Source organism: Amycolatopsis sp. NPDC045836, from assembly GCF_056431745.1.
On sequence record NZ_JBWKKF010000005.1, the window covers coordinates 18,374 to 35,183 of the forward strand.

Sequence of the window (16,810 nt, forward strand, 5' to 3'; positions counted from 1 at the left end):
AGGGTGGTCTGCTGATGCGGTGCCCGTTCTGCCGTCACGCGGACTCGCGCGTGGTCGATTCGCGCGAGGTGGACGAGGGGCAGGCGATCCGCCGCCGCCGCTCCTGCTCCGAGTGCGGCCGCCGGTTCACCACCTCCGAGACGATGGTGCTCGCCGTGGTGAAGCGGTCCGGGGTCACCGAGCAGTTCAGCCGGGACAAGGTGGTGCGCGGGGTGCGCCGCGCCTGCCAGGGCCGCCCCGTCGACGACGACGATCTCCAGCAGCTGGCGCAGCGGGTCGAGGAATCGATCCGGTCGGCCGGGCTCGCCGAGATCCCGAGTCATGAAGTCGGTCTCGCCATTCTCGGCCCGCTCCGCGAACTCGACGAGGTCGCCTACCTGCGCTTCGCCAGCGTCTACCGCTCGTTCTCCTCGGTCGAGGACTTCGAGAAGGAGATCGCGGACCTTCGCCAGGCCATGGCCGGGAGCGAAGAGAGCGCGAACGACGAGTAAGGCTCGTCGTCGGGCGCCGGAACGAGGGAGTGCCCATGACCGAGACCGTGGGGACCGGCGAGGACGCCGGCGAGCAACGCCGGGTGTTCACCACCGAGGGCGTGCACCCGTACGCCGAGGTGGAGTGGGAACAACGCGACGTCGTGATGACGAACTGGCGCGACGGCACGGTGAACTTCGAGCAGCGCGGGGTCGAGTTCCCCGTCGACTGGTCGGTGAACGCCACCAACATCGTCACCAGCAAGTACTTCCGCGGTGCCATCGGCACCCCGCAGCGCGAACGCAGCCTCAAGCAGCTGATCGACCGGGTGGTCGGCGCCTACGTCCGGGCCGGTACCGAGCACGGCTACTTCGCCACCCCCGGCGAAGCGGAGGTCTTCGAGCACGAACTCACCTGGATGCTGCTGCACCAGGTGTTCAGCTTCAACTCCCCGGTCTGGTTCAACGTCGGCACCAGCTCGAAGCAGCAGGTCTCGGCTTGCCTGCCGCACCACGCGCTGGTCAGCACGCCGTCCGGCCTGGTGCCCATCGGCGAACTGGTGACCGCCGACGCGGTCGGGACGAAGGTCCACGACGGGCACGGGGTGACCGGCGTGGTCGCCACCAAGGCCAACGGCCGCCGGAACGTCCACCGGGTGCACACCGGGGCCGGGTACACCCTGGACGTCACCGCCGACCACCTGGTCTTCAAGGCGGGCGCCACCGGCGGCGAGTTCGTCGAAGCGGGCACGCTGCGCCCGGGGGACCAGCTCGAGTGGCACCGGGTCCGGTCGTCCGGCGAACGGGAGCTCGGCCAGCGGGAGGTCGCCGAAGCAGCATCGGCGGGGCACTCCGGCGAACCGGTGCCGCACCTGTGCACCGCGCCGTTGCCGGTGGTGGCCGCGTACCTGCGCGGCCTGTTCCAGGTGGCGGGCCACGTCTCGGACCGCGTGGTCGGCGTGGACCTGGCCGGCGAGCAGCCGGCGCGCGACACGCAGAACCTGCTGCTCCGGTTCGGCGTCTTCGCCCGCATTTCGCCCGCGGGTGCGCACGGTGGCTGGAGCCTGCGCATCCAGGAGCGCGGTGACCGCGAAATCTTCGCTGCCGAAATCGGCTTCGCCGACGAGCGCAGGTCGGCTGAACTGGAAGCGGACCTGGACCGGCCAGGAGAGCCCGCCGAGCCGACCAAACGGCTCGAGGTCACGCGCATCGAGGACCTCGGCCCGATGGAGGTCTTCGACATCCAGACCGAAAGCGGGGAGTTCCTGGCGGGAAACCTCCGCGTGCACAACTGCTTCATCCTCGCCGTGGACGACTCGATGGAGTCGATCCTGAACTGGTACCGCGAGGAGGGGCTGATCTTCAAAGGCGGCTCCGGCGCCGGGTTGAACCTCTCGCGCATCCGGTCGTCGAAGGAACTGCTGTCCTCCGGCGGCACCGCCTCCGGGCCGGTGTCGTTCATGCGCGGCGCGGACGCGTCCGCGGGCACCATCAAATCCGGCGGTGCCACGCGCCGGGCGGCGAAGATGGTGGTGCTCGACGTCGACCACCCCGACATCGGGGAGTTCATCGAAACCAAGGCCAGGGAAGAGCGGAAGATCCGCGTGCTGCGCGACGCCGGGTTCGACATGGACCTGTCCGGCGCGGACATCTCCTCGGTGCAGTACCAGAACGCGAACAACTCGGTGCGCGTGTCCGACGAGTTCATGCGGGCGGTCGAAACGGGCGGTCCCTTCGGCCTCCGCGCCCGGCGGACCGGCGAAGTCGTCGCCGAGGTCGAGGCGAAGAAGCTGTTCCGGTCGATGGCGCAGGCGGCGTGGGAGTGCGCCGACCCCGGGGTCCAGTACGACGACACCATCAACGACTGGCACACCTGCCCCGAATCGGGCCGGATCACCGCGTCCAACCCGTGCTCGGAGTACATGCACCTGGACAACTCCAGCTGCAACCTGGCGTCGTTGAACCTGCTGAAGTTCCTCACCGAGGACGGCACCTTCGACGCGGACCGGTTCGCCCGCGCGGTCGAGTTCGTGATCACCGCGATGGACATCTCCATCTGCTTCGCCGACTTCCCCACCGAGGCGATCGGCGACACCACCAGGAAGTTCCGCCAGCTCGGCATCGGCTACGCCAATCTCGGCGCGTTGCTGATGGCGATGGGGCACGCCTACGACTCCGACGGCGGCCGCGCCCTCGCGGCGGCGATCACCTCGCTGATGACCGGCGTGTCCTACCGCCGTTCCGCCGAACTCGCCGGCGTGGTCGGGCCGTACGAGGGGTACGCCCGCAACGCCGAGGCGCACCAGCGCGTGATGCGCAAGCACGCCGCCGCGAACGAACTGATCCGCACCCACCACACCACCGACGCGGCGGTGCGCCGGCTCGCCTCCGAGGAGTGGCACCGCGGTATCGAAATCGGCAGCCGGTCCGGCTGGCGCAACGCCCAGGCGAGCGTGCTCGCGCCGACCGGCACCATCGGCTTCATGATGGACTGCGACACCACCGGGATCGAGCCGGACTTCTCACTGGTGAAGTTCAAGAAGCTGGTCGGCGGCGGGTCGATGCAGATCGTGAACCAGACGGTGCCGCGGGCGCTGGCGGTGCTGGGTTACCAGGGCGAGCGGGCCGAGGCGATCGTCGAGTACATCGCGCAGCACGGGCACGTGGTGGACGCGCCGGGGCTGCGGCCGGAGCACTACGAGGTGTTCGACTGCGCGGTCGGCGAGCGGTCGATCGCGGCGATGGGGCACGTGCGGATGATGGCCGCGGTGCAGCCGTTCCTGTCCGGCGCCATCTCCAAGACGGTCAACCTGCCGGAGTCGGCCACCGTCACCGACGTCGAGGAGATCTACTTCCAGGGCTGGAAGCTCGGCCTGAAGGCACTGGCGATCTACCGCGACAACTGCAAGGTCGGCCAGCCGCTGTCCACCGGCAAGTCGGAGCGGCCCGCCGAGGTCGAGTACCGGCCGGTGCGCAAGCGGCTGCCGAAGAAGCGGCCCAGCCAGACCGTTTCGTTCACCGTCGGTGGTGCCGAGGGGTATCTGCACGCGGGCTCGTACCCGGACGACGGGCTCGGCGAGATCTTCATCAAGCTCGGCAAGCAGGGGTCCACGCTGGCGGGCGTGATGGACGCGTTCTCCATGTCCATTTCGGTCGGCCTGCAGTACGGGATTCCGCTGGAGTTCTACGTTTCGAAGTTCTCCAACCTCCGCTTCGAGCCGGCAGGCATGACCGACGACCCGGACGTCCGGATCGCCACCAGCGTGCTCGACTACCTCTTCCGGCGGCTGGCGCTGGACCACCTGCCGTACGAGAAGCGCTCGCAGCTCGGCATCTTCACCGCCGAAGAACGCGCCACCCGAGCCGACGCGGACCACGGCTCCCCACCGGGGGATCCGGTCGACCTGGACGCGCTCCGGAGCAGCGTCTACTCCGAGGAAGAACGGCAGCCGCACTCCTCCACCGAGCTGATGGAACTGCACCTGGGCAAAGCCGCCGATGCGCCCCTGTGCCTGACGTGCGGCACCAAGATGCGGCCAGCCGGCTCCTGCTACGCCTGCGAAGGCTGCGGCTCGACTTCCGGGTGCAGCTGAAGTCGAGCCGCGGCGTTCACCGCAGGTGGGTGAGAAGACCGTCGAGTGCCTTGGTGAGGGCTTCGGAATTGGCCGGGTCGAACCAGGTGGTGCGGATGCGCTCGTTGTTGCCGTTCGGGGTCTCGTGGTCGGCGGCGAGTTGCCGCAGGGAACGGCTCTCGTCGCTCAGGGCGCGGCCGACGCCCTGGAAGAGGCCGCGGATGTAGCGGTCGGCGTCTTCGGCGGCGATGCCCTGGCCGACCGCCCACGAAGTGAGCGTGGCGAGGTACCAGTAGTGGGTGGTCAACGTTCCCGTGAGCGCGGAGAAGACGTTGAAGGCCGCCTCGTCCGCGACGGGGAGCGCGCCACCGAGGTGCTCGAAGAAGGCGTCCACCTCCGGGTGCGAGGGGTGCACCACGGTGACCGAGCGGCGTTCGCGGATGGCGGGCAGGGGAATGGCCCGGACCAGCGGGACGTCGACGTCGAGGTGCCGGCGCAGGTTGTCGTTGCCGACACCGGCCATCACGTTGAGCAAGATCTTGCCGGCACCCACCCGCACACCGTCGAGCGCTTGGCGCCAGTCGTCGCGGCGCACGGCGATGACCACCAGATCCGAGCGGTTCACCACGTCCTGGTTGTCAGCGCACACTTCGACGCCCTCGTAGCGTTCCGACAACTCGGCGGCCGTGCGGGCGTTGCGGGGGGACAGGAACACTTCCGGCGCCGTGGCACCGCCGTGCCGCAGGCCCGCCACGATGGCCCGGCCGATCTCGCCCACCCCGATGATCCCGATGCGCTTCATCGAATGCCTCCCCGGGGCCGGGTCCACAGCAGCACGACCGCCAGGAGCCCGGCTGCGCAGGGAGCCAGCCCGGCCCGGCCCAGCGCGGGCGGCAGGCCGGTGTCACCGGAGGTGTCCCGGGTGAGCAGCCCGGCCAGCCCGGTGGTGGTGCCGAGCACGAGCAGCGCGGTCGCGGCCGGGCGGGCCCAGCGCTCGCCCGCCTCGACCAACCCGGCCGTGCCGAGCCAGCCGAGCGCGCCGAGCACCGGCAGCAGGAGCAGGTAGGTGCCGGCGGCCGAGTCGACCTGCGGTGGCGAGTAGGCGGGTAACCGGCCCGGAGCGGGTGATGCGTCGGTCATTCGCCCTTCCTTTCGCTGGACATCGCCACCCGGTAGAAGGCCGCGAGTGCGTCGTCGATGGCGTGGGGCAGCGGCCTGCCGTTCGCATCGAAGCGGTTCCACCGCTGCCGGTTCAGCGCGATGGACATCCGCCGCCTGCCGCCGGGACCGGCCACGGCCAGCGCGCCGGCGCCCCAGACCGTGCCGCCGTGCCCCCAGAAGCCGTCCATCGGGTACAGGCCGAGGCCGTAGTCGATCACCTTGTTCTCCTGCGACACGACCGGTGTGGTGCGCTGCATCTGCGCGAGCGACGACGGGCTGACGATCTCGCCGCCGAGCAGCAGGCCGAAGAAGCGGTTGAGGTCCGTGACGGTCGAGATGAGCGAAGCCGCCGCGGTCAACCACGCCGTGTCGTAGACGCTGTAGTCGCGCGGCGGGTCGATCATGCCGAACCACGACTCGTACATCTTCGAATGCGGGCCGTTGACGTACGGCCCGTCGGGGAGTTCGGTGTCCCGGAGACCGGCCCGCTTGATGACGTTCTGGGTGATGCACTCGACCGCCGTGGTGCCGGTCACCTGTTCCAGGAGTGCGCCGAGCAGCAGGTAGTTGGTGTTCGAGTAGACCCCAGGGGTGCTGCCCGGGGACCCGGTCGCCGGCGCGCCGACCCCCAGCCCGATCAGCTCGATCGGGTCGAACCGGGTGAACCGGTGGTCGTCCAGGCTCTCCGGGGTGGTCTTCGCCGCGTCGGGGAACGCCTTGAGCGACGGGAAGGCGTGGGGCAGGTATTCGGCGAGCCCGCTGGTGTGGTTGAGCAACATGCGGACCGTGATGGCGGCCCCGCGGTCGCCGGGGACCAGCTGCGGCAGGTAGTGGCCGATGGGGGTGTCCAGGCCGAGCTGACCGCTCTCGACCTGTTGCAGCACCGCGGCGGCGGTGAACGTTTTGCTGATGCTGCCGACGCGGTGCCGCAGGTCCGTGGTGACCGGGCGGCCGGTGGTGACGTCGGCGACCCCGGCGGCGCCGCGCCAGACCTGGTCGCCGTCACACACCTCGGCGAACACGCCCGGGATTCCGGCGCGGTGGATTCCTTCCAGGGCGGCGTCCAGCTCGGGGAGGTCCAGTGGAGGGTGCACTCGAGTCGTCCTTTCGGTTTTGTCCTCATTATGCACGCAGTGCGTGCAACGGCAAGTGCACAGGTATGCTCCACGGCGTCGGAAGGGGCGTGATGACGGGCCGAAGGCGTTGGTCGACCGAGGAGATCCTGGACACGGCGGCAGAACTGCTGCACACGAGCGACGCCGAGTCGTTCAGCGTGCGCAAGCTCGCGGCGGCGCTGGGAACCGACTCCTCCAGCCTCTACCGGCACTTCCGCAGCAAGACCGAACTGCTGCGCGCGGTCGCCGACCGGGTGCTCCTGGCCGCCATGACGGGGTACCAGCCCGAGGGTGACTGGAAGCAGCGCATCACCGCACTGGCCCTGCGCCTGCGGGAGGCGTTCGGCAGGCAGTCCCAGCTCGCCGCGATCTGGGGACGGTACGCCTCGAGCGGCACCGGTTCACGGCTGGTCATGGAGCAGGTGCTCCAGGCGCTGCGCTCGTCGGGGCTGCCCGACGAGCAGATCCCGGTGCGCTACCACCGGCTCGTGGTCCTGATCGCGGCCCTGATCGCCGCCGACGCCGGGATCGGCACCCTCGCCCCGGACGAGTACGAGCAGGGCCTGGAACTGTTCCGCGTCGCGGTGCTGGGCGCCGACCCCGAACGCTTCCCCGCCCTGGCCCACTTCGCCCGCGACGTCCGTCCCCTCGGCTTGGACCGCCGCGCCGCCTTCGAGGACCTGCTCGCCGTCCAGCTCGACCGCATCGAGGCCGACGCCCACTGATCCGTGCACACAGGATCTCCACACAAGGTCCACCGAACCTCCCGCGGCGGCAGGCCAACGGGGTTCGGGTGCCGTTCGTCTCCTGGGGCGTAGGGAAAGGAGCGGCAAGTTGAGCGAATTCACCGGATGGGTCGAGCACTTCGAGGAAGAAGCCGGGCGGCGCCGGGAGCTGGGTGATCCACAGTGGACAAAGGGCGCCGAGCTGCCCGCCGAGGTGGTGGCGAGTGTGCAGCGGTTCCAGGTGGGGGAGGCGGGTGACGGGGCGAACCTGATCGCGAAGGCCGACGCCGCCGGGGACACGGCGTATTCGCGGGCGGTGCGGATGTTCGTCGACGAGGAGCGCAACCACGCCCGCCTCCTGGAGCACCTGCTCACCGCCGCGGGTGCCGAGACCATCGGCGGGCACTGGACCGACGCGGTCTTCGTGCGGCTCCGGCGGGCGCTGGGGCTGCGCCTGGAACTGATGGTGCTGATGATCGCCGAGGTGATCGCGTTGCGGTACTACCGCGCGCTCCGCGACGGCACCACCGACCCGCTGACCACCGAGGTGGCCGGGCGCATCCTCGCCGACGAGGAGCGTCACGTGCCGTTCCACCTGCGGCGGCTCGGTGCCGCGTTCGCCCCGTTGCCGTCGGTCGTGCGGTGGGTGGTGCACGCGGTGTGGTGGGTGCTGCTGCTCGGCGCCGTGGTCGTCGTCGCCAACGACCACGGGCCCGCGTTGCGCCGGCTGGGCCTGACGCGACGCGGGTTCGTGTCCGACGTGCTCAGGCTCTGGTCACGGACGGCGGAAATCCATGATCCAGTTCGTCTCCCACACCGCCCCGTCGGCTGAGAACGCCTGCTCCCAGCGCGGGGTCGCGGTGGTGACGCCGGTCCAGCGGTACCGCACCCGGATCGGCTTGCCGTCGAGTTCGTCGTCGCCGTGGAACTCGCCGTGGCCGTCGGTGAACCGCCCGGTCACCGACGGCTGCAGGCGGCCGTCGCGGCTGTTGGCCCAGTGGATGGTCCAGTCGCCGGTGGCCGGGTCCTGCAACCGCAGCGTCATGCCGGACCAGCCCTGCGACGGCACGCTGAGTTCGTCCACGTTCGCGGCACCGCCGAACAGCTGCCAGCCGCGGGCGTGGCCGTCGAACTCGGTCCAGGTGGAGCTGCCGGTGAGCGGGGCGGTCAGCCGCCGGTTGGCCACGTGCCACTCGCCGTTGACGAAGTCGAAGGTCATGCGGCCCATCCTCACCAGTGCTCACTGACACCTGTTGTCAGCGGCTTTGTCACATCCGGCACGGCTGCGCAGTCCACCGGGAAACAGGGAGGACACTCGATGAAGCCGATCTTGGTGACCGGGGGAACGGGCACGGCCGGACGGCAGGTGGTGCGGGCGTTGCTCGACGCCGGTCGTGAGGTGGTGGTGCTGAGCAGGCGGCCGCGGCCGGTCGAACCGGGCTGCCGGTTCGCCGCGGTGGACCTGCGCACCGGTGACGGACTCGCCGAGGCGCTGACCGGGGTGGGCACCGTGGTGCACTGCGCCACCACCTTCACCGGCGGTGACGAGATGTCCGCGCGGAACCTGATCGACGCGGCGAAGCGGGCCGGGGTGGCGCACCTGGTCTACATCTCGATCGTCGGCATCGACCACAACCCGCTCGGGTACTACCGCAGCAAGCTGGCGGTGGAACGGCAGCTGGCGGCCTCCGGGCTCGGTTGCACGATCCTGCGGACCACGCAGTTCCACGACCTCGTCCGGACCATCTTCTCGGTACTGGGCCGGTCACCGGTCGTGCCCGTGCCGTCGATGCGGTTCCAGTCGGTCGACACCCGGGAGGTGGGCAGGCGGCTCGCTGAACTGGCGCTCGCCGAGCCCGCCGGGCGGGTGGCGGACCTGGGCGGACCCGAAATCCGCGACGCGATGAGCCTCGCCCGCGCGTACTTCGCCGCGACTGGCCGTCGCCGCCTGCTCGTGCCGCTGCGGCTGCCCGGGCGGGTGATGCGGGCCTTCCGGCGCGGGGACAACCTGGTCGGCGACCGGTTCGGCGGCGAGATCACCTTCGAGGAGTTCCTGGCCGGTCACTGATGCCGGTGGTAGTGGCGGCTGACCCGCGCGCGGTTGCCGCACGACGGTTTGCACCACGCCTGCCGGGGGTGGTCCTGCACGAAGTACCGCACGCAGCGCGGCGCCGGGCAGGCCCGCAGCCGGGCCCGATCGGGGCTGCTCAGGAACTCGATGCCCGCCTTCGCCAGTTCCGCGGTGAGCAGCACGGCCGGTTCGGCCCCGGTCGGCTGGTACACCATCTCACCGCTCGGCCAGTCCAGCACCGGCACGCGGGGGACCGCGGCGGCGGCCTCGTTGAGCTGCCGTGCCGCGGTCGCCGGGTCCAGCAGCCGGTTGGCGTCGGCCTTGCTCGGCGGACCGGGGCGCACGGCGTCGGCGAACAACGACCGGATGGCCTTGCGCACCGAGAGCACCGACGCCCGCAGCTGCTCGTCGACGGGCACCTCGGGCAACTCCTGCTCGCGCAACCAGCCGGCCAGGCCGTCGACGGTGTCCAGCACGTCGATCACGCCGTGCGGCCCGTGGCGCACGGTGGTGGCGAGTTCGAGGGCGAGCACCGGTTGATCCTAATGCACGAAGCTCTTGTTCTCATTAGCTCGGTCGACTAACTTCCTAACGGACTACGAAGCACGAACCATTAGGGGACTGGATGCGTGAACTGCTGCGGGCGCTGCCGTCGCTGGCGGGACCGCTGCCCGCGTTCGACCCGGACAGCACCCCGGCCGATCCGCTGGTGCTGTTCGCGGACTGGTTGTGCGAGGCCATCGACGCGGGGGTCCGCGAGCCGCACGCGATGACGTTGTCCACTGTGGACGACAGCGGGCGCCCGTCGGCCCGGGTGCTCATCCTCAAGGACCTGACCGCCGAGGGCTTCCAGTTCGCCTTCGGCTCGGCGGGGCGCAAGGGGAAGGAGCTGGCGGGCACCCCGTGGGCGGCGCTGACCTTCTACTGGGCGCCGCTGGGCAGGCAGGTCCGCGTGCGCGGCCGGGCGGAGACCGCCGACGGCACGCGGGACTTCCTCGCCAGGAGCGACAGTTCCCGTGCCGTCGCGTTGCTCGGCCGCCAGAGCACGCCGCTGGCCGACCGCGCCGAACTGGACACCGCGCTGGCCGAGGCCCGCGAACGCGTCCGGCTGGAGCCGGACCTGGTCGCGCCGGACTGGGTGGTCGGCACCGTGGTCCCGGACGAAATCGAGTTCTGGCAAGGAAACGAAGAGCGCCGCCACATCCGGGTCAACTACCGCCGGGCGGCCGGGAGCTGGACGAAGGAGCAACTGTGGCCCTGAACCCCCGGGCGAACATCACCGCCGGTCACGAACGGCTGGCGAAACGGCTCGTCGAACTGACCGACGACGAAGCCCGCGGGCCGTCGCTGCTGCCCGGCTGGTCCCGCGGTCACGTGCTGACCCACCTGGAGAACCTCGGCCGCGCGTTCCGCCGCCAAGCCGAATACGCCCTGGTGGGCAAGACGATCGAGGTCTACGACGGGGGCCGGGCCGGGCGTGACGGCGGGATCGAGGCGGGCGCGGGTCGCTCGGCCGCCGAGTTGCGCGAAGGCGTGCTCGGCTCGATCGAGGAACTCGAAGCCGTGTGGGCACGGGTGCCCGAAGACGGCTGGCAGCGACCGGTCTGCTACCGCGAAGGCCCGTTGCTGGGCACGGTGTACTGCTGGTGGCGCGAGCTGGAGATCCACTTCGCCGACGCCGACCTCGGTTACCGGTACACCGACTGGACCGCCGACTTCTGCGCGCACGTGCTCGACTTCCTCGCTCCGCGAGCACCCGAGGGCGTTCGCCTGGTGCTCAAGCCGGTGGACGACCCGCGGGAGTGGGCCTGGGGGAGCGGGCCGGAGGCCGAGGCGCGGGGCACGCTCGCCGAGCTGACCGCCTGGCTGGCCGGTCGCCGGGAAGACGGGTCACTGCCCGTTCTCCGGCCGTGGCCGTGAGGTCATCACCCGGTAGGCCGGGCGCAGGCGTTCGGTGACCGGCGTCAGCGGGTCGAGCTGGTCCAGGATCGGCGTGGTGGCACCGCGCCCCGGTGGGATCTCGGTCCGCTCGCCCCAGAACGAGTCCAGCTGATCGGCCAGCGAAGGCGGCCCGGCCTCCCGCCCGGCGGTGTGCGTGCGCAGCGCGCGCAACCGGTCCAGCAGGTCCTCGCGGGTGCGGCCACGCCAGGCGAGATAGGTGAACGGGTCGGCGTCGAAGGAGTCGGCGAGCACCTGGCAGGCCGCGGCCAGGTGCCGGCACGGCACCTCCCAGCCGGGGCACGAGCAGTCCATGGTCATCTCCCGCAGGGTGCGCGGGAACAGGCTCAGGCCCAGCTGCTCGAACACGGCCTCGAGGTCGGCGGGCAGTTCCCCGGCGAGCAGCTTCGCCGCGAACACCGCCCGCCCCGCCAGTTCCTGCTCGATCCGGGCCCAGTCCGCCGAGTCGAACGCCTTGACCGCGATCCGCACGCGGTGGGGATCGGGCCCGGAGTCGCGGACCAGTGCGGTGACCAGGCTGGTCGACACCGACAGGTGCAGCACCTGCCCGGCACGGGCGGACCGCTGCCCGGTGGTGCGGTGACCGCCGAGGCCGAGCCCGTCGAGGGTGTCCAGGAACCGCCGGGACCACCAGCTCACGACGCCTCCAGGGTGAGCAGTTCACGCAGGCTCTCGGTGGACAGCTCGGTGAGCCAGTGCTCCCCGGCCCCCACCACCAGCTTGGCCAGCGACGCCTTCTCGGCCAGCATCCGGTCGATCTTCTCCTCCAGCGTGCCGGCGCAGGCGAACTTGCGGACCTGCACGTCGCGCCGCTGCCCGATGCGGAAGGCGCGGTCGGTGGCCTGGTCCTCGACCGCCGGGTTCCACCAGCGGTCGAGGTGCAGCACGTGGTTGGCCGCGGTCAGGTTCAGCCCGGTGCCGCCCGCCTTGAGCGAGAGCAGGAACAGCGACGGGCCGCCGGGTGACTGGAACCGCTCGACCAGCCGGTCGCGTTCCGGCTGGCTGGTGCCGCCGTGCAGGAACAGCACCTCGGTGTCGAACCGCGCCGACAGGTACGGCACCAGCATCGCGCCGAACCGGGTGAACTGGGTGAAGCAGAGCGCCTTGTCGCCCTCGGCCAGCACCTCCTCGAGGACCTCTTCGAGCCGCGTCAGCTTTCCGGACCGCCCGGCCAGCTCCGAGCCGTCGCCGAAGAAGTGCGCCGGGTGGTTGCACACCTGCTTCAGCTTCGACATCGTCGCCAGCACCAGGCCCTTGCGCTTGATCTCGGTGGCCTGGTCGATCTGGTTCAGCATGTCGTCGACCACCGCCCGGTACAGCGTCACCTGCTCCGCGGTGAGCGTGCAGAGCTGCTTGATCTCCAGGCGTTCCGGCAGGTCGTCGAGGACCGCGGGATCGGTTTTCAGCCGCCGCAACACGAACGGCCCGGTGGCGCGGCGCAGCCGGGCGGCGGCCTGGTGGTCGCCGTGCCGTTCGATCGGGACGGCGAACCGCGCGCGGAAGGTGTTGGCGGAGTCCAGGAAGCCCGGGTTGAGGAAGTCCATGATGGACCAGAGTTCGGCGAGCCGGTTCTCCACCGGGGTGCCGGTCAGGGCCACCCGGTGGCGGGCGGTGAAGCCGCGCACCGCCTTCGCCTGCTGGGAGGCGCTGTTCTTCACGTTCTGCGCCTCGTCGAGCACGACGCGGTCCCAGCTGATCTCACCCAGCGATGCGGCGTCCCTGGCGGCGAGCGCGTACGTGGTGATCACCAGGTCGTGCTCGGCGGCGGTCACCGGCTGCCGGTCGGCGCCGTGGTGGACGTGCACCCGGAGGCCGGGGGTGAACCGCGCGGCCTCCCGCCGCCAGTTCCCGACCACCGTCATCGGGCACACCAGCAACGTCGGCGGCCGCGGGGAATCCTTGCGGCACAACGCTTCCAAGGCCAGCAGCTGCACCGTCTTGCCGAGCCCCATGTCGTCGGCGAGGCAGGCACCGAGGCCGAGTTCGTCGAGGAACGCCAGCCAGGCGAGGCCGCGGCGCTGGTACGGCCGGAGCGTGCCGTGGAAGCCGGGCGGGGTGTCCACGCGTTCGACGAAGCGATCGGCCTTGCCCGCGAGCAACTCCCCGAACCGGCCGTCGCCGGTGACCTCGGCCACCGGCAGCGGCACCCGGCTGGCGCCGAGGTGGCGGATCGCCTGGCCCACCGTCATCTCACCGCGGCGGTTGGCGTCGAGGAAGGCCAGCCCGGCGGCGAGCCCGCGCTGGTCGATGCGGGTCCACTGGCCGCGCAACCGCACCAGCGGCACCTTCGCCGCGGCGAGCGAGGCCAGTTCGGCTTCGGACAGCCGCTGGGCGCCGACCGACAGTTCCCACCGGTAGTCGACGAGCTGCTTGAGGTCGAGCGGCCGGTCCTTCGTGACCACGCCGATGGCCGCTTTGCTGTGCGTGTCCAGGCGGAGGGTGACGTCACCGGGGCGGCGCCAGGACTTCGGCACCAGCACGCCGTAACCCGCTTCGTCGAGCGCTGGGGCCTGGGTGAGGAAGTCGTGGGCGCCCTCGGCGTCGAGGTCGAGCCCCGAAGGGCGCGCTCCGGCCAGAGCCTCGTCCAGGCGCCGGAAGAGACGGCTGGCCCGGCCGAGTTCGGTCAGCAGCAGTTCCTGCGGGCGGTGGACCCACCGGCTGAGCACGTCGTGCTGCCCGGACCGCCAGACCTGGTCCGCCGGGATCAACACGGACGGGTCTTCCACCGCCTGCAGCAGGAACTCCAGCCGCCAGTCCTCCCGTTCGCTCTGCTCCGGGGACAGCAACCGGAAACCCAGGCGGACGGCGCTGTCGTGGGTCGCGCTCGCCTGCCACGCCTCGATCCGGTCACGCAGCTCACGGGTTTCGTGACGGCCGGCCTCGAACCGCGGTTCACCGGTGAGCGCCCGCAACCACGAGTCGGTCGTGCCGGAGCCCGTGGCCAGCTCCAGGCCGTCGAGCCGCACGCGGACCTCGTGGTCGACCAACGCGTCGAGCAGCGACCGCAGCACCTCGGTGGCCGCCCGGCCGTCGGTGTCCTCGGGGCGCACCGGCTGGGCACGGCAGACCGGCGGCATCGCGGCGGCCAGCTTGGCGAACCGCGCGGAGTCCACTCCGGACAGCGCGGGCCGCCAGCGGGCCCGCGGCCCGCCGACGCCGGTGCCCAAGCCCGGCAACACCCGCCCGCGGTCGACCAGGTCCGCGGCGAACGCGGTCACCTGGCGCAGGTAGTGCGGGGAGGTGCCGAGGCGCACCTGGGCTTCGGTGAGCCGGGCCAGCACACCGGCGGCCACCCCGGGGGAGAGCACCACGGCCGGGACGAGCCACGGTTCCAGGCGGACGTCGACCGCGGGCGCCGGTTCGGCGAGCGGATCGCGGACCAGTTCGGGTGAGGCGAGCGGTCCCCGGACGGTCGACGGCAGCAGCAGCGGCAGGACCTCGGGCCGCCCTTCCGGCACCAGCGCGGACAGGTCCCCGACGGCGAACGGGTGCGCCACGGCGGCGCCGGGCAGCGGGCCGTCCACCGACGCGGGCAGCGTCGCGTCCTCCGCCCACAACGCGACGTCCCCGGCCGCGGTGCCCAGGCCGTGCAGCACCAACACCCCACCACGCTAGCCGAGCTTGACCCTGACGTTGCGTGAAGGTGCACGGTGGCCCCCATGCCCAGCCGACGTGACTTCCTCAAAGGCGGTGCCGCCGTGGCAGGCGGCCTGCTCACCACCACCGGGACCGCGGGTGCCGCCGCGCCACTGGTGCTCACCGGTGCCACGCTGATCGACGGGACCGGCGGCAAACCCCGCCGCAACAGCACGATCGCCCTGGCCGGCGACCGGATCGCCGCGGTCGGCCCGGTCACCCGCACCGGTGCGCGGGTGGTCGACCTGCGCGGCAAGTTCGTCATCCCGGGGTTGTGGGACATGCACGTGCACACCGTGCCCCTGGACACGATCTACCCGCCGTTGTACGTGGTCAACGGGGTGACCGGAATCCGGGAGATGTACGGCTACTTCCACCCGCAGCTGCCCGAACTGCGGTCGCGCATCGAAAGCGGCGCGGTGACCGGCCCGCGCATGGTGATCGCGAGCAACCTCATCGACGGGCCGCATTCGGTGCACGGGCCCACCGGCGCGATCTCGGTCAGCACCCCGGAGGAGGCACGCGCCGCCGTGCGCACGGTGAAGGAGCAGGGGGCGGACTTCGTCAAGGTGTATTCGATGCTGTCCGCGGAAGCGCTGACGGCGGTCGCCGACGAATCACGGCGCGTCGGACTCCGCTTCGTCGGCCACGTGCCGGAACGCATGTCCGCGCTCGACGCCGCCGACGCGGGACAGCACAGCATGGAGCACCTGTTCGGCTTCTTCACCGCGACGTCGGAGAAGGAAGCCGAACTGCGTGAACGGCTCGCGGCGACACCGGTCGACCCGGCGAACCCGCAGGCCTGGTACACCGTCGCCCGCGCACTGGAACGGGAAGCCGCGGCCACGCACGACCGCCGCCGCGCGCGCCGCCTGTTCGACCGCTTGCGGCGCAACGGCACCCACACCTCACCGACGCTCAGCGTGCTGCGGTCGCTTTCCCTGCCCCTGAGCGGGTTCGACCGCGACGACCCGCGCCTGCGCTACCTGCCGAAGGCGATCACCGACTTCTGGTGGCTGCAACTCGAGCAGACCGCACCGGCCACCCCGGCCGAGATCGAGGAGCACCGCCGGTTCTTCGAAGCCGAACTGGCGCTGACCGGGGACCTGCACCGGGCGGGCGTGCCGGTGCTAGCCGGGACCGACTCGAACAACGCCTTCTGCTTCCCGGGTTTCTCGCTGCACGACGAACTCGCGTTGCTGGTGCGAGCCGGTCTCCCGCCGATGCGTGCGCTGCAGGCCGCGACCAGGGACGCCGCCCGCTTCCTCGGCCGCGAGCGCACCACGGGCACGGTCGAGCCGGGCAAGGTGGCCGACCTGGTGGTGCTCGACGAGGACCCGCTGGCCGACATCACCAGCACCGCCCGCATCCACGCCGTCGTGCACCGCGGCCGCTACCTCGGCCCGGACGAGCGCACGCGGATGCTGGCCGGGATCGAGAAGGCAGCCGCCGAGCAGGTGTTCCCGCCCCCGCCGGTGTCCGGCTGCGGTTGCCGCTGATCAGCGCGTGGCCGTCACGGGTGGTCGCAGGTCCGCCGGGCCAGCAGGGCCAGGCTCGCCTTGAGCCGGTCCAGCTCCACCCCGCGGTCCCGCTGGTAGCGGAACAGTTCCGGGGCCAGCGGCGCGAGCACGGCGTCGACCAGGCCGTCGGGGTCGGGCAGGCCGGCTTCGGTGAGCAGGGCGTGCACGTGCACCCGCCAGAACCCGTAGGCGCCGGTGCCGAAGCGCTGGTGGCCGATCTCGCTGCCCAGCACCAGGTGCCCGTGCTCGGCGAGCAGGTCGAGCATCGCGGCGTAGAAGGCGGCCAGGCGTTCGCCGGGCGGCGCGCCCGGCCCGAGCGGCGGCTCGCCGCGGATCAGCTGCTCCTGCAACGCCCGTTCGTGCTCGTCGAGCAGGGCGACCGCGATCGCCGCGCGGTCGGGGTAGCGCCGGTAGAGCGTGCCGCGGCCCACCCCGGCGGCCTTGGCGATGTCGTCCATCGTGACGTTCTCGGCGCCGCGTTCGGCGAACAGGGTCTGGGCCGCGGCCAGCACCTTGGCGCGGTTCCTGGCGGCGTCGGCGCGTTCGGTCACGACTCCGATCGTAGTGGACATCGTGTCCAC

At 71.4% G+C, this 16,810-nt stretch carries 16 protein-coding genes; 8 read left to right on the forward strand and 8 right to left on the reverse strand.

The genetic code is table 11. From position 1 onward, the window contains the following. The first annotated feature begins 14 nt into the window (after positions 1 to 14). Complete coding sequence (nrdR, locus tag AC07EG_RS09825) at positions 15 to 491, forward strand: transcriptional regulator NrdR (RefSeq protein ID WP_206809657.1); 477 nt, start codon at positions 15 to 17, stop codon at positions 489 to 491. Between the two features lie 35 nt (positions 492 to 526). After that, complete coding sequence (locus tag AC07EG_RS09830; RefSeq protein ID WP_478252649.1) at positions 527 to 4,063, forward strand: vitamin B12-dependent ribonucleotide reductase; 3,537 nt, start codon at positions 527 to 529, stop codon at positions 4,061 to 4,063. Positions 4,064 to 4,079: 16 nt separating this feature from the next. Here the strand turns inward: AC07EG_RS09830 and AC07EG_RS09835 are convergent, their stop codons facing one another. The 3 genes from AC07EG_RS09835 to AC07EG_RS09845 are packed head-to-tail and all read right to left on the reverse strand — an operon-like array spanning position 4,080 to position 6,297. Continuing rightward, entirely contained in the window at positions 4,080 to 4,844 is a 765-nt protein-coding gene (locus AC07EG_RS09835; RefSeq protein ID WP_478252650.1) for an NAD(P)-binding domain-containing protein, read from the reverse strand. Further along, positions 4,841 to 5,182: a hypothetical protein gene (locus tag AC07EG_RS09840; RefSeq protein WP_478252651.1), complete on the reverse strand. Its 342-nt coding sequence runs from the start codon at positions 5,180 to 5,182 to the stop codon at positions 4,841 to 4,843. Before AC07EG_RS09840 ends, AC07EG_RS09835 begins: the two co-directional genes overlap by 4 nt. Continuing rightward, positions 5,179 to 6,297 (reverse strand): serine hydrolase domain-containing protein, encoded by a 1,119-nt coding sequence (locus AC07EG_RS09845; RefSeq protein WP_478252652.1) that lies wholly within the window; start codon positions 6,295 to 6,297, stop codon positions 5,179 to 5,181. Before AC07EG_RS09845 ends, AC07EG_RS09840 begins: the two co-directional genes overlap by 4 nt. A gap of 92 nt (positions 6,298 to 6,389) precedes the next feature. On the opposite strand from AC07EG_RS09845, the gene AC07EG_RS09850 reads away from it, so the two are divergent. Further along, positions 6,390 to 7,043 carry a TetR/AcrR family transcriptional regulator gene (locus AC07EG_RS09850; RefSeq protein WP_478252653.1) on the forward strand — a complete coding sequence of 218 codons (654 nt, stop codon included), beginning with the start codon at positions 6,390 to 6,392 and terminating at the stop codon, positions 7,041 to 7,043. Positions 7,044 to 7,152: 109 nt separating this feature from the next. Continuing rightward, positions 7,153 to 7,875: a ferritin-like domain-containing protein gene (locus AC07EG_RS09855; RefSeq protein WP_478252654.1), complete on the forward strand. Its 723-nt coding sequence runs from the start codon at positions 7,153 to 7,155 to the stop codon at positions 7,873 to 7,875. Here the strand turns inward: AC07EG_RS09855 and AC07EG_RS09860 are convergent. Beyond that, complete coding sequence (locus AC07EG_RS09860) at positions 7,819 to 8,262, reverse strand: hypothetical protein (protein ID WP_478252655.1); 444 nt, start codon at positions 8,260 to 8,262, stop codon at positions 7,819 to 7,821. The genes AC07EG_RS09855 and AC07EG_RS09860 overlap by 57 nt on opposite strands. 99 nt (positions 8,263 to 8,361) lie before the next feature. Here AC07EG_RS09860 and AC07EG_RS09865 point away from each other — a divergent pair, with 99 nt between their 5' ends. Then, the gene (locus tag AC07EG_RS09865; RefSeq protein ID WP_478252656.1) at positions 8,362 to 9,111 is read left to right on the forward strand and encodes an SDR family oxidoreductase; all 750 of its coding nucleotides are present in this window, start codon (positions 8,362 to 8,364) and stop codon (positions 9,109 to 9,111) included. On the opposite strand, the gene AC07EG_RS09870 is transcribed toward AC07EG_RS09865, so the two are convergent. Beyond that, on the reverse strand, positions 9,105 to 9,647 hold the full coding sequence (locus tag AC07EG_RS09870) for a CGNR zinc finger domain-containing protein (protein WP_478252657.1): 543 nt from the start codon (positions 9,645 to 9,647) through the stop codon (positions 9,105 to 9,107). The genes AC07EG_RS09865 and AC07EG_RS09870 overlap by 7 nt on opposite strands. 92 nt (positions 9,648 to 9,739) lie before the next feature. On the opposite strand from AC07EG_RS09870, the gene AC07EG_RS09875 reads away from it, so the two are divergent. Together AC07EG_RS09875 and AC07EG_RS09880 are read left to right on the forward strand one after the other, a co-directional pair. Beyond that, positions 9,740 to 10,375 carry a pyridoxine/pyridoxamine 5'-phosphate oxidase gene (locus AC07EG_RS09875; RefSeq protein WP_478252658.1) on the forward strand — a complete coding sequence of 212 codons (636 nt, stop codon included), beginning with the start codon at positions 9,740 to 9,742 and terminating at the stop codon, positions 10,373 to 10,375. Continuing rightward, positions 10,366 to 11,034: a maleylpyruvate isomerase family mycothiol-dependent enzyme gene (locus tag AC07EG_RS09880; protein ID WP_478252659.1), complete on the forward strand. Its 669-nt coding sequence runs from the start codon at positions 10,366 to 10,368 to the stop codon at positions 11,032 to 11,034. Before AC07EG_RS09875 ends, AC07EG_RS09880 begins: the two co-directional genes overlap by 10 nt. On the opposite strand, the gene AC07EG_RS09885 is transcribed toward AC07EG_RS09880, so the two are convergent. Together AC07EG_RS09885 and AC07EG_RS09890 are read right to left on the reverse strand one after the other, a co-directional pair. Further along, positions 11,005 to 11,712 carry an SWIM zinc finger family protein gene (locus AC07EG_RS09885; RefSeq protein ID WP_478252660.1) on the reverse strand — a complete coding sequence of 236 codons (708 nt, stop codon included), beginning with the start codon at positions 11,710 to 11,712 and terminating at the stop codon, positions 11,005 to 11,007. The two genes, AC07EG_RS09880 and AC07EG_RS09885, sit on opposite strands and share 30 nt — an antisense overlap. Continuing rightward, on the reverse strand, positions 11,709 to 14,675 hold the full coding sequence (locus AC07EG_RS09890) for a DEAD/DEAH box helicase (protein ID WP_478252661.1): 2,967 nt from the start codon (positions 14,673 to 14,675) through the stop codon (positions 11,709 to 11,711). The genes AC07EG_RS09885 and AC07EG_RS09890 overlap by 4 nt, the downstream gene beginning before the upstream one ends. Before the next feature lie 57 nt (positions 14,676 to 14,732). Between AC07EG_RS09890 and AC07EG_RS09895 the strand changes: the two genes are divergently transcribed. Beyond that, on the forward strand, positions 14,733 to 16,208 hold the full coding sequence (locus AC07EG_RS09895; RefSeq protein WP_478252662.1) for an amidohydrolase family protein: 1,476 nt from the start codon (positions 14,733 to 14,735) through the stop codon (positions 16,206 to 16,208). A gap of 14 nt (positions 16,209 to 16,222) precedes the next feature. Here AC07EG_RS09895 and AC07EG_RS09900 read toward each other — a convergent pair whose 3' ends face one another. Continuing rightward, a complete protein-coding gene (locus AC07EG_RS09900; RefSeq protein WP_478252663.1) occupies positions 16,223 to 16,780 on the reverse strand; it encodes a TetR/AcrR family transcriptional regulator in 558 nt (185 codons plus the stop codon). Between the last annotated feature and the right edge of the window lie 30 nt (positions 16,781 to 16,810).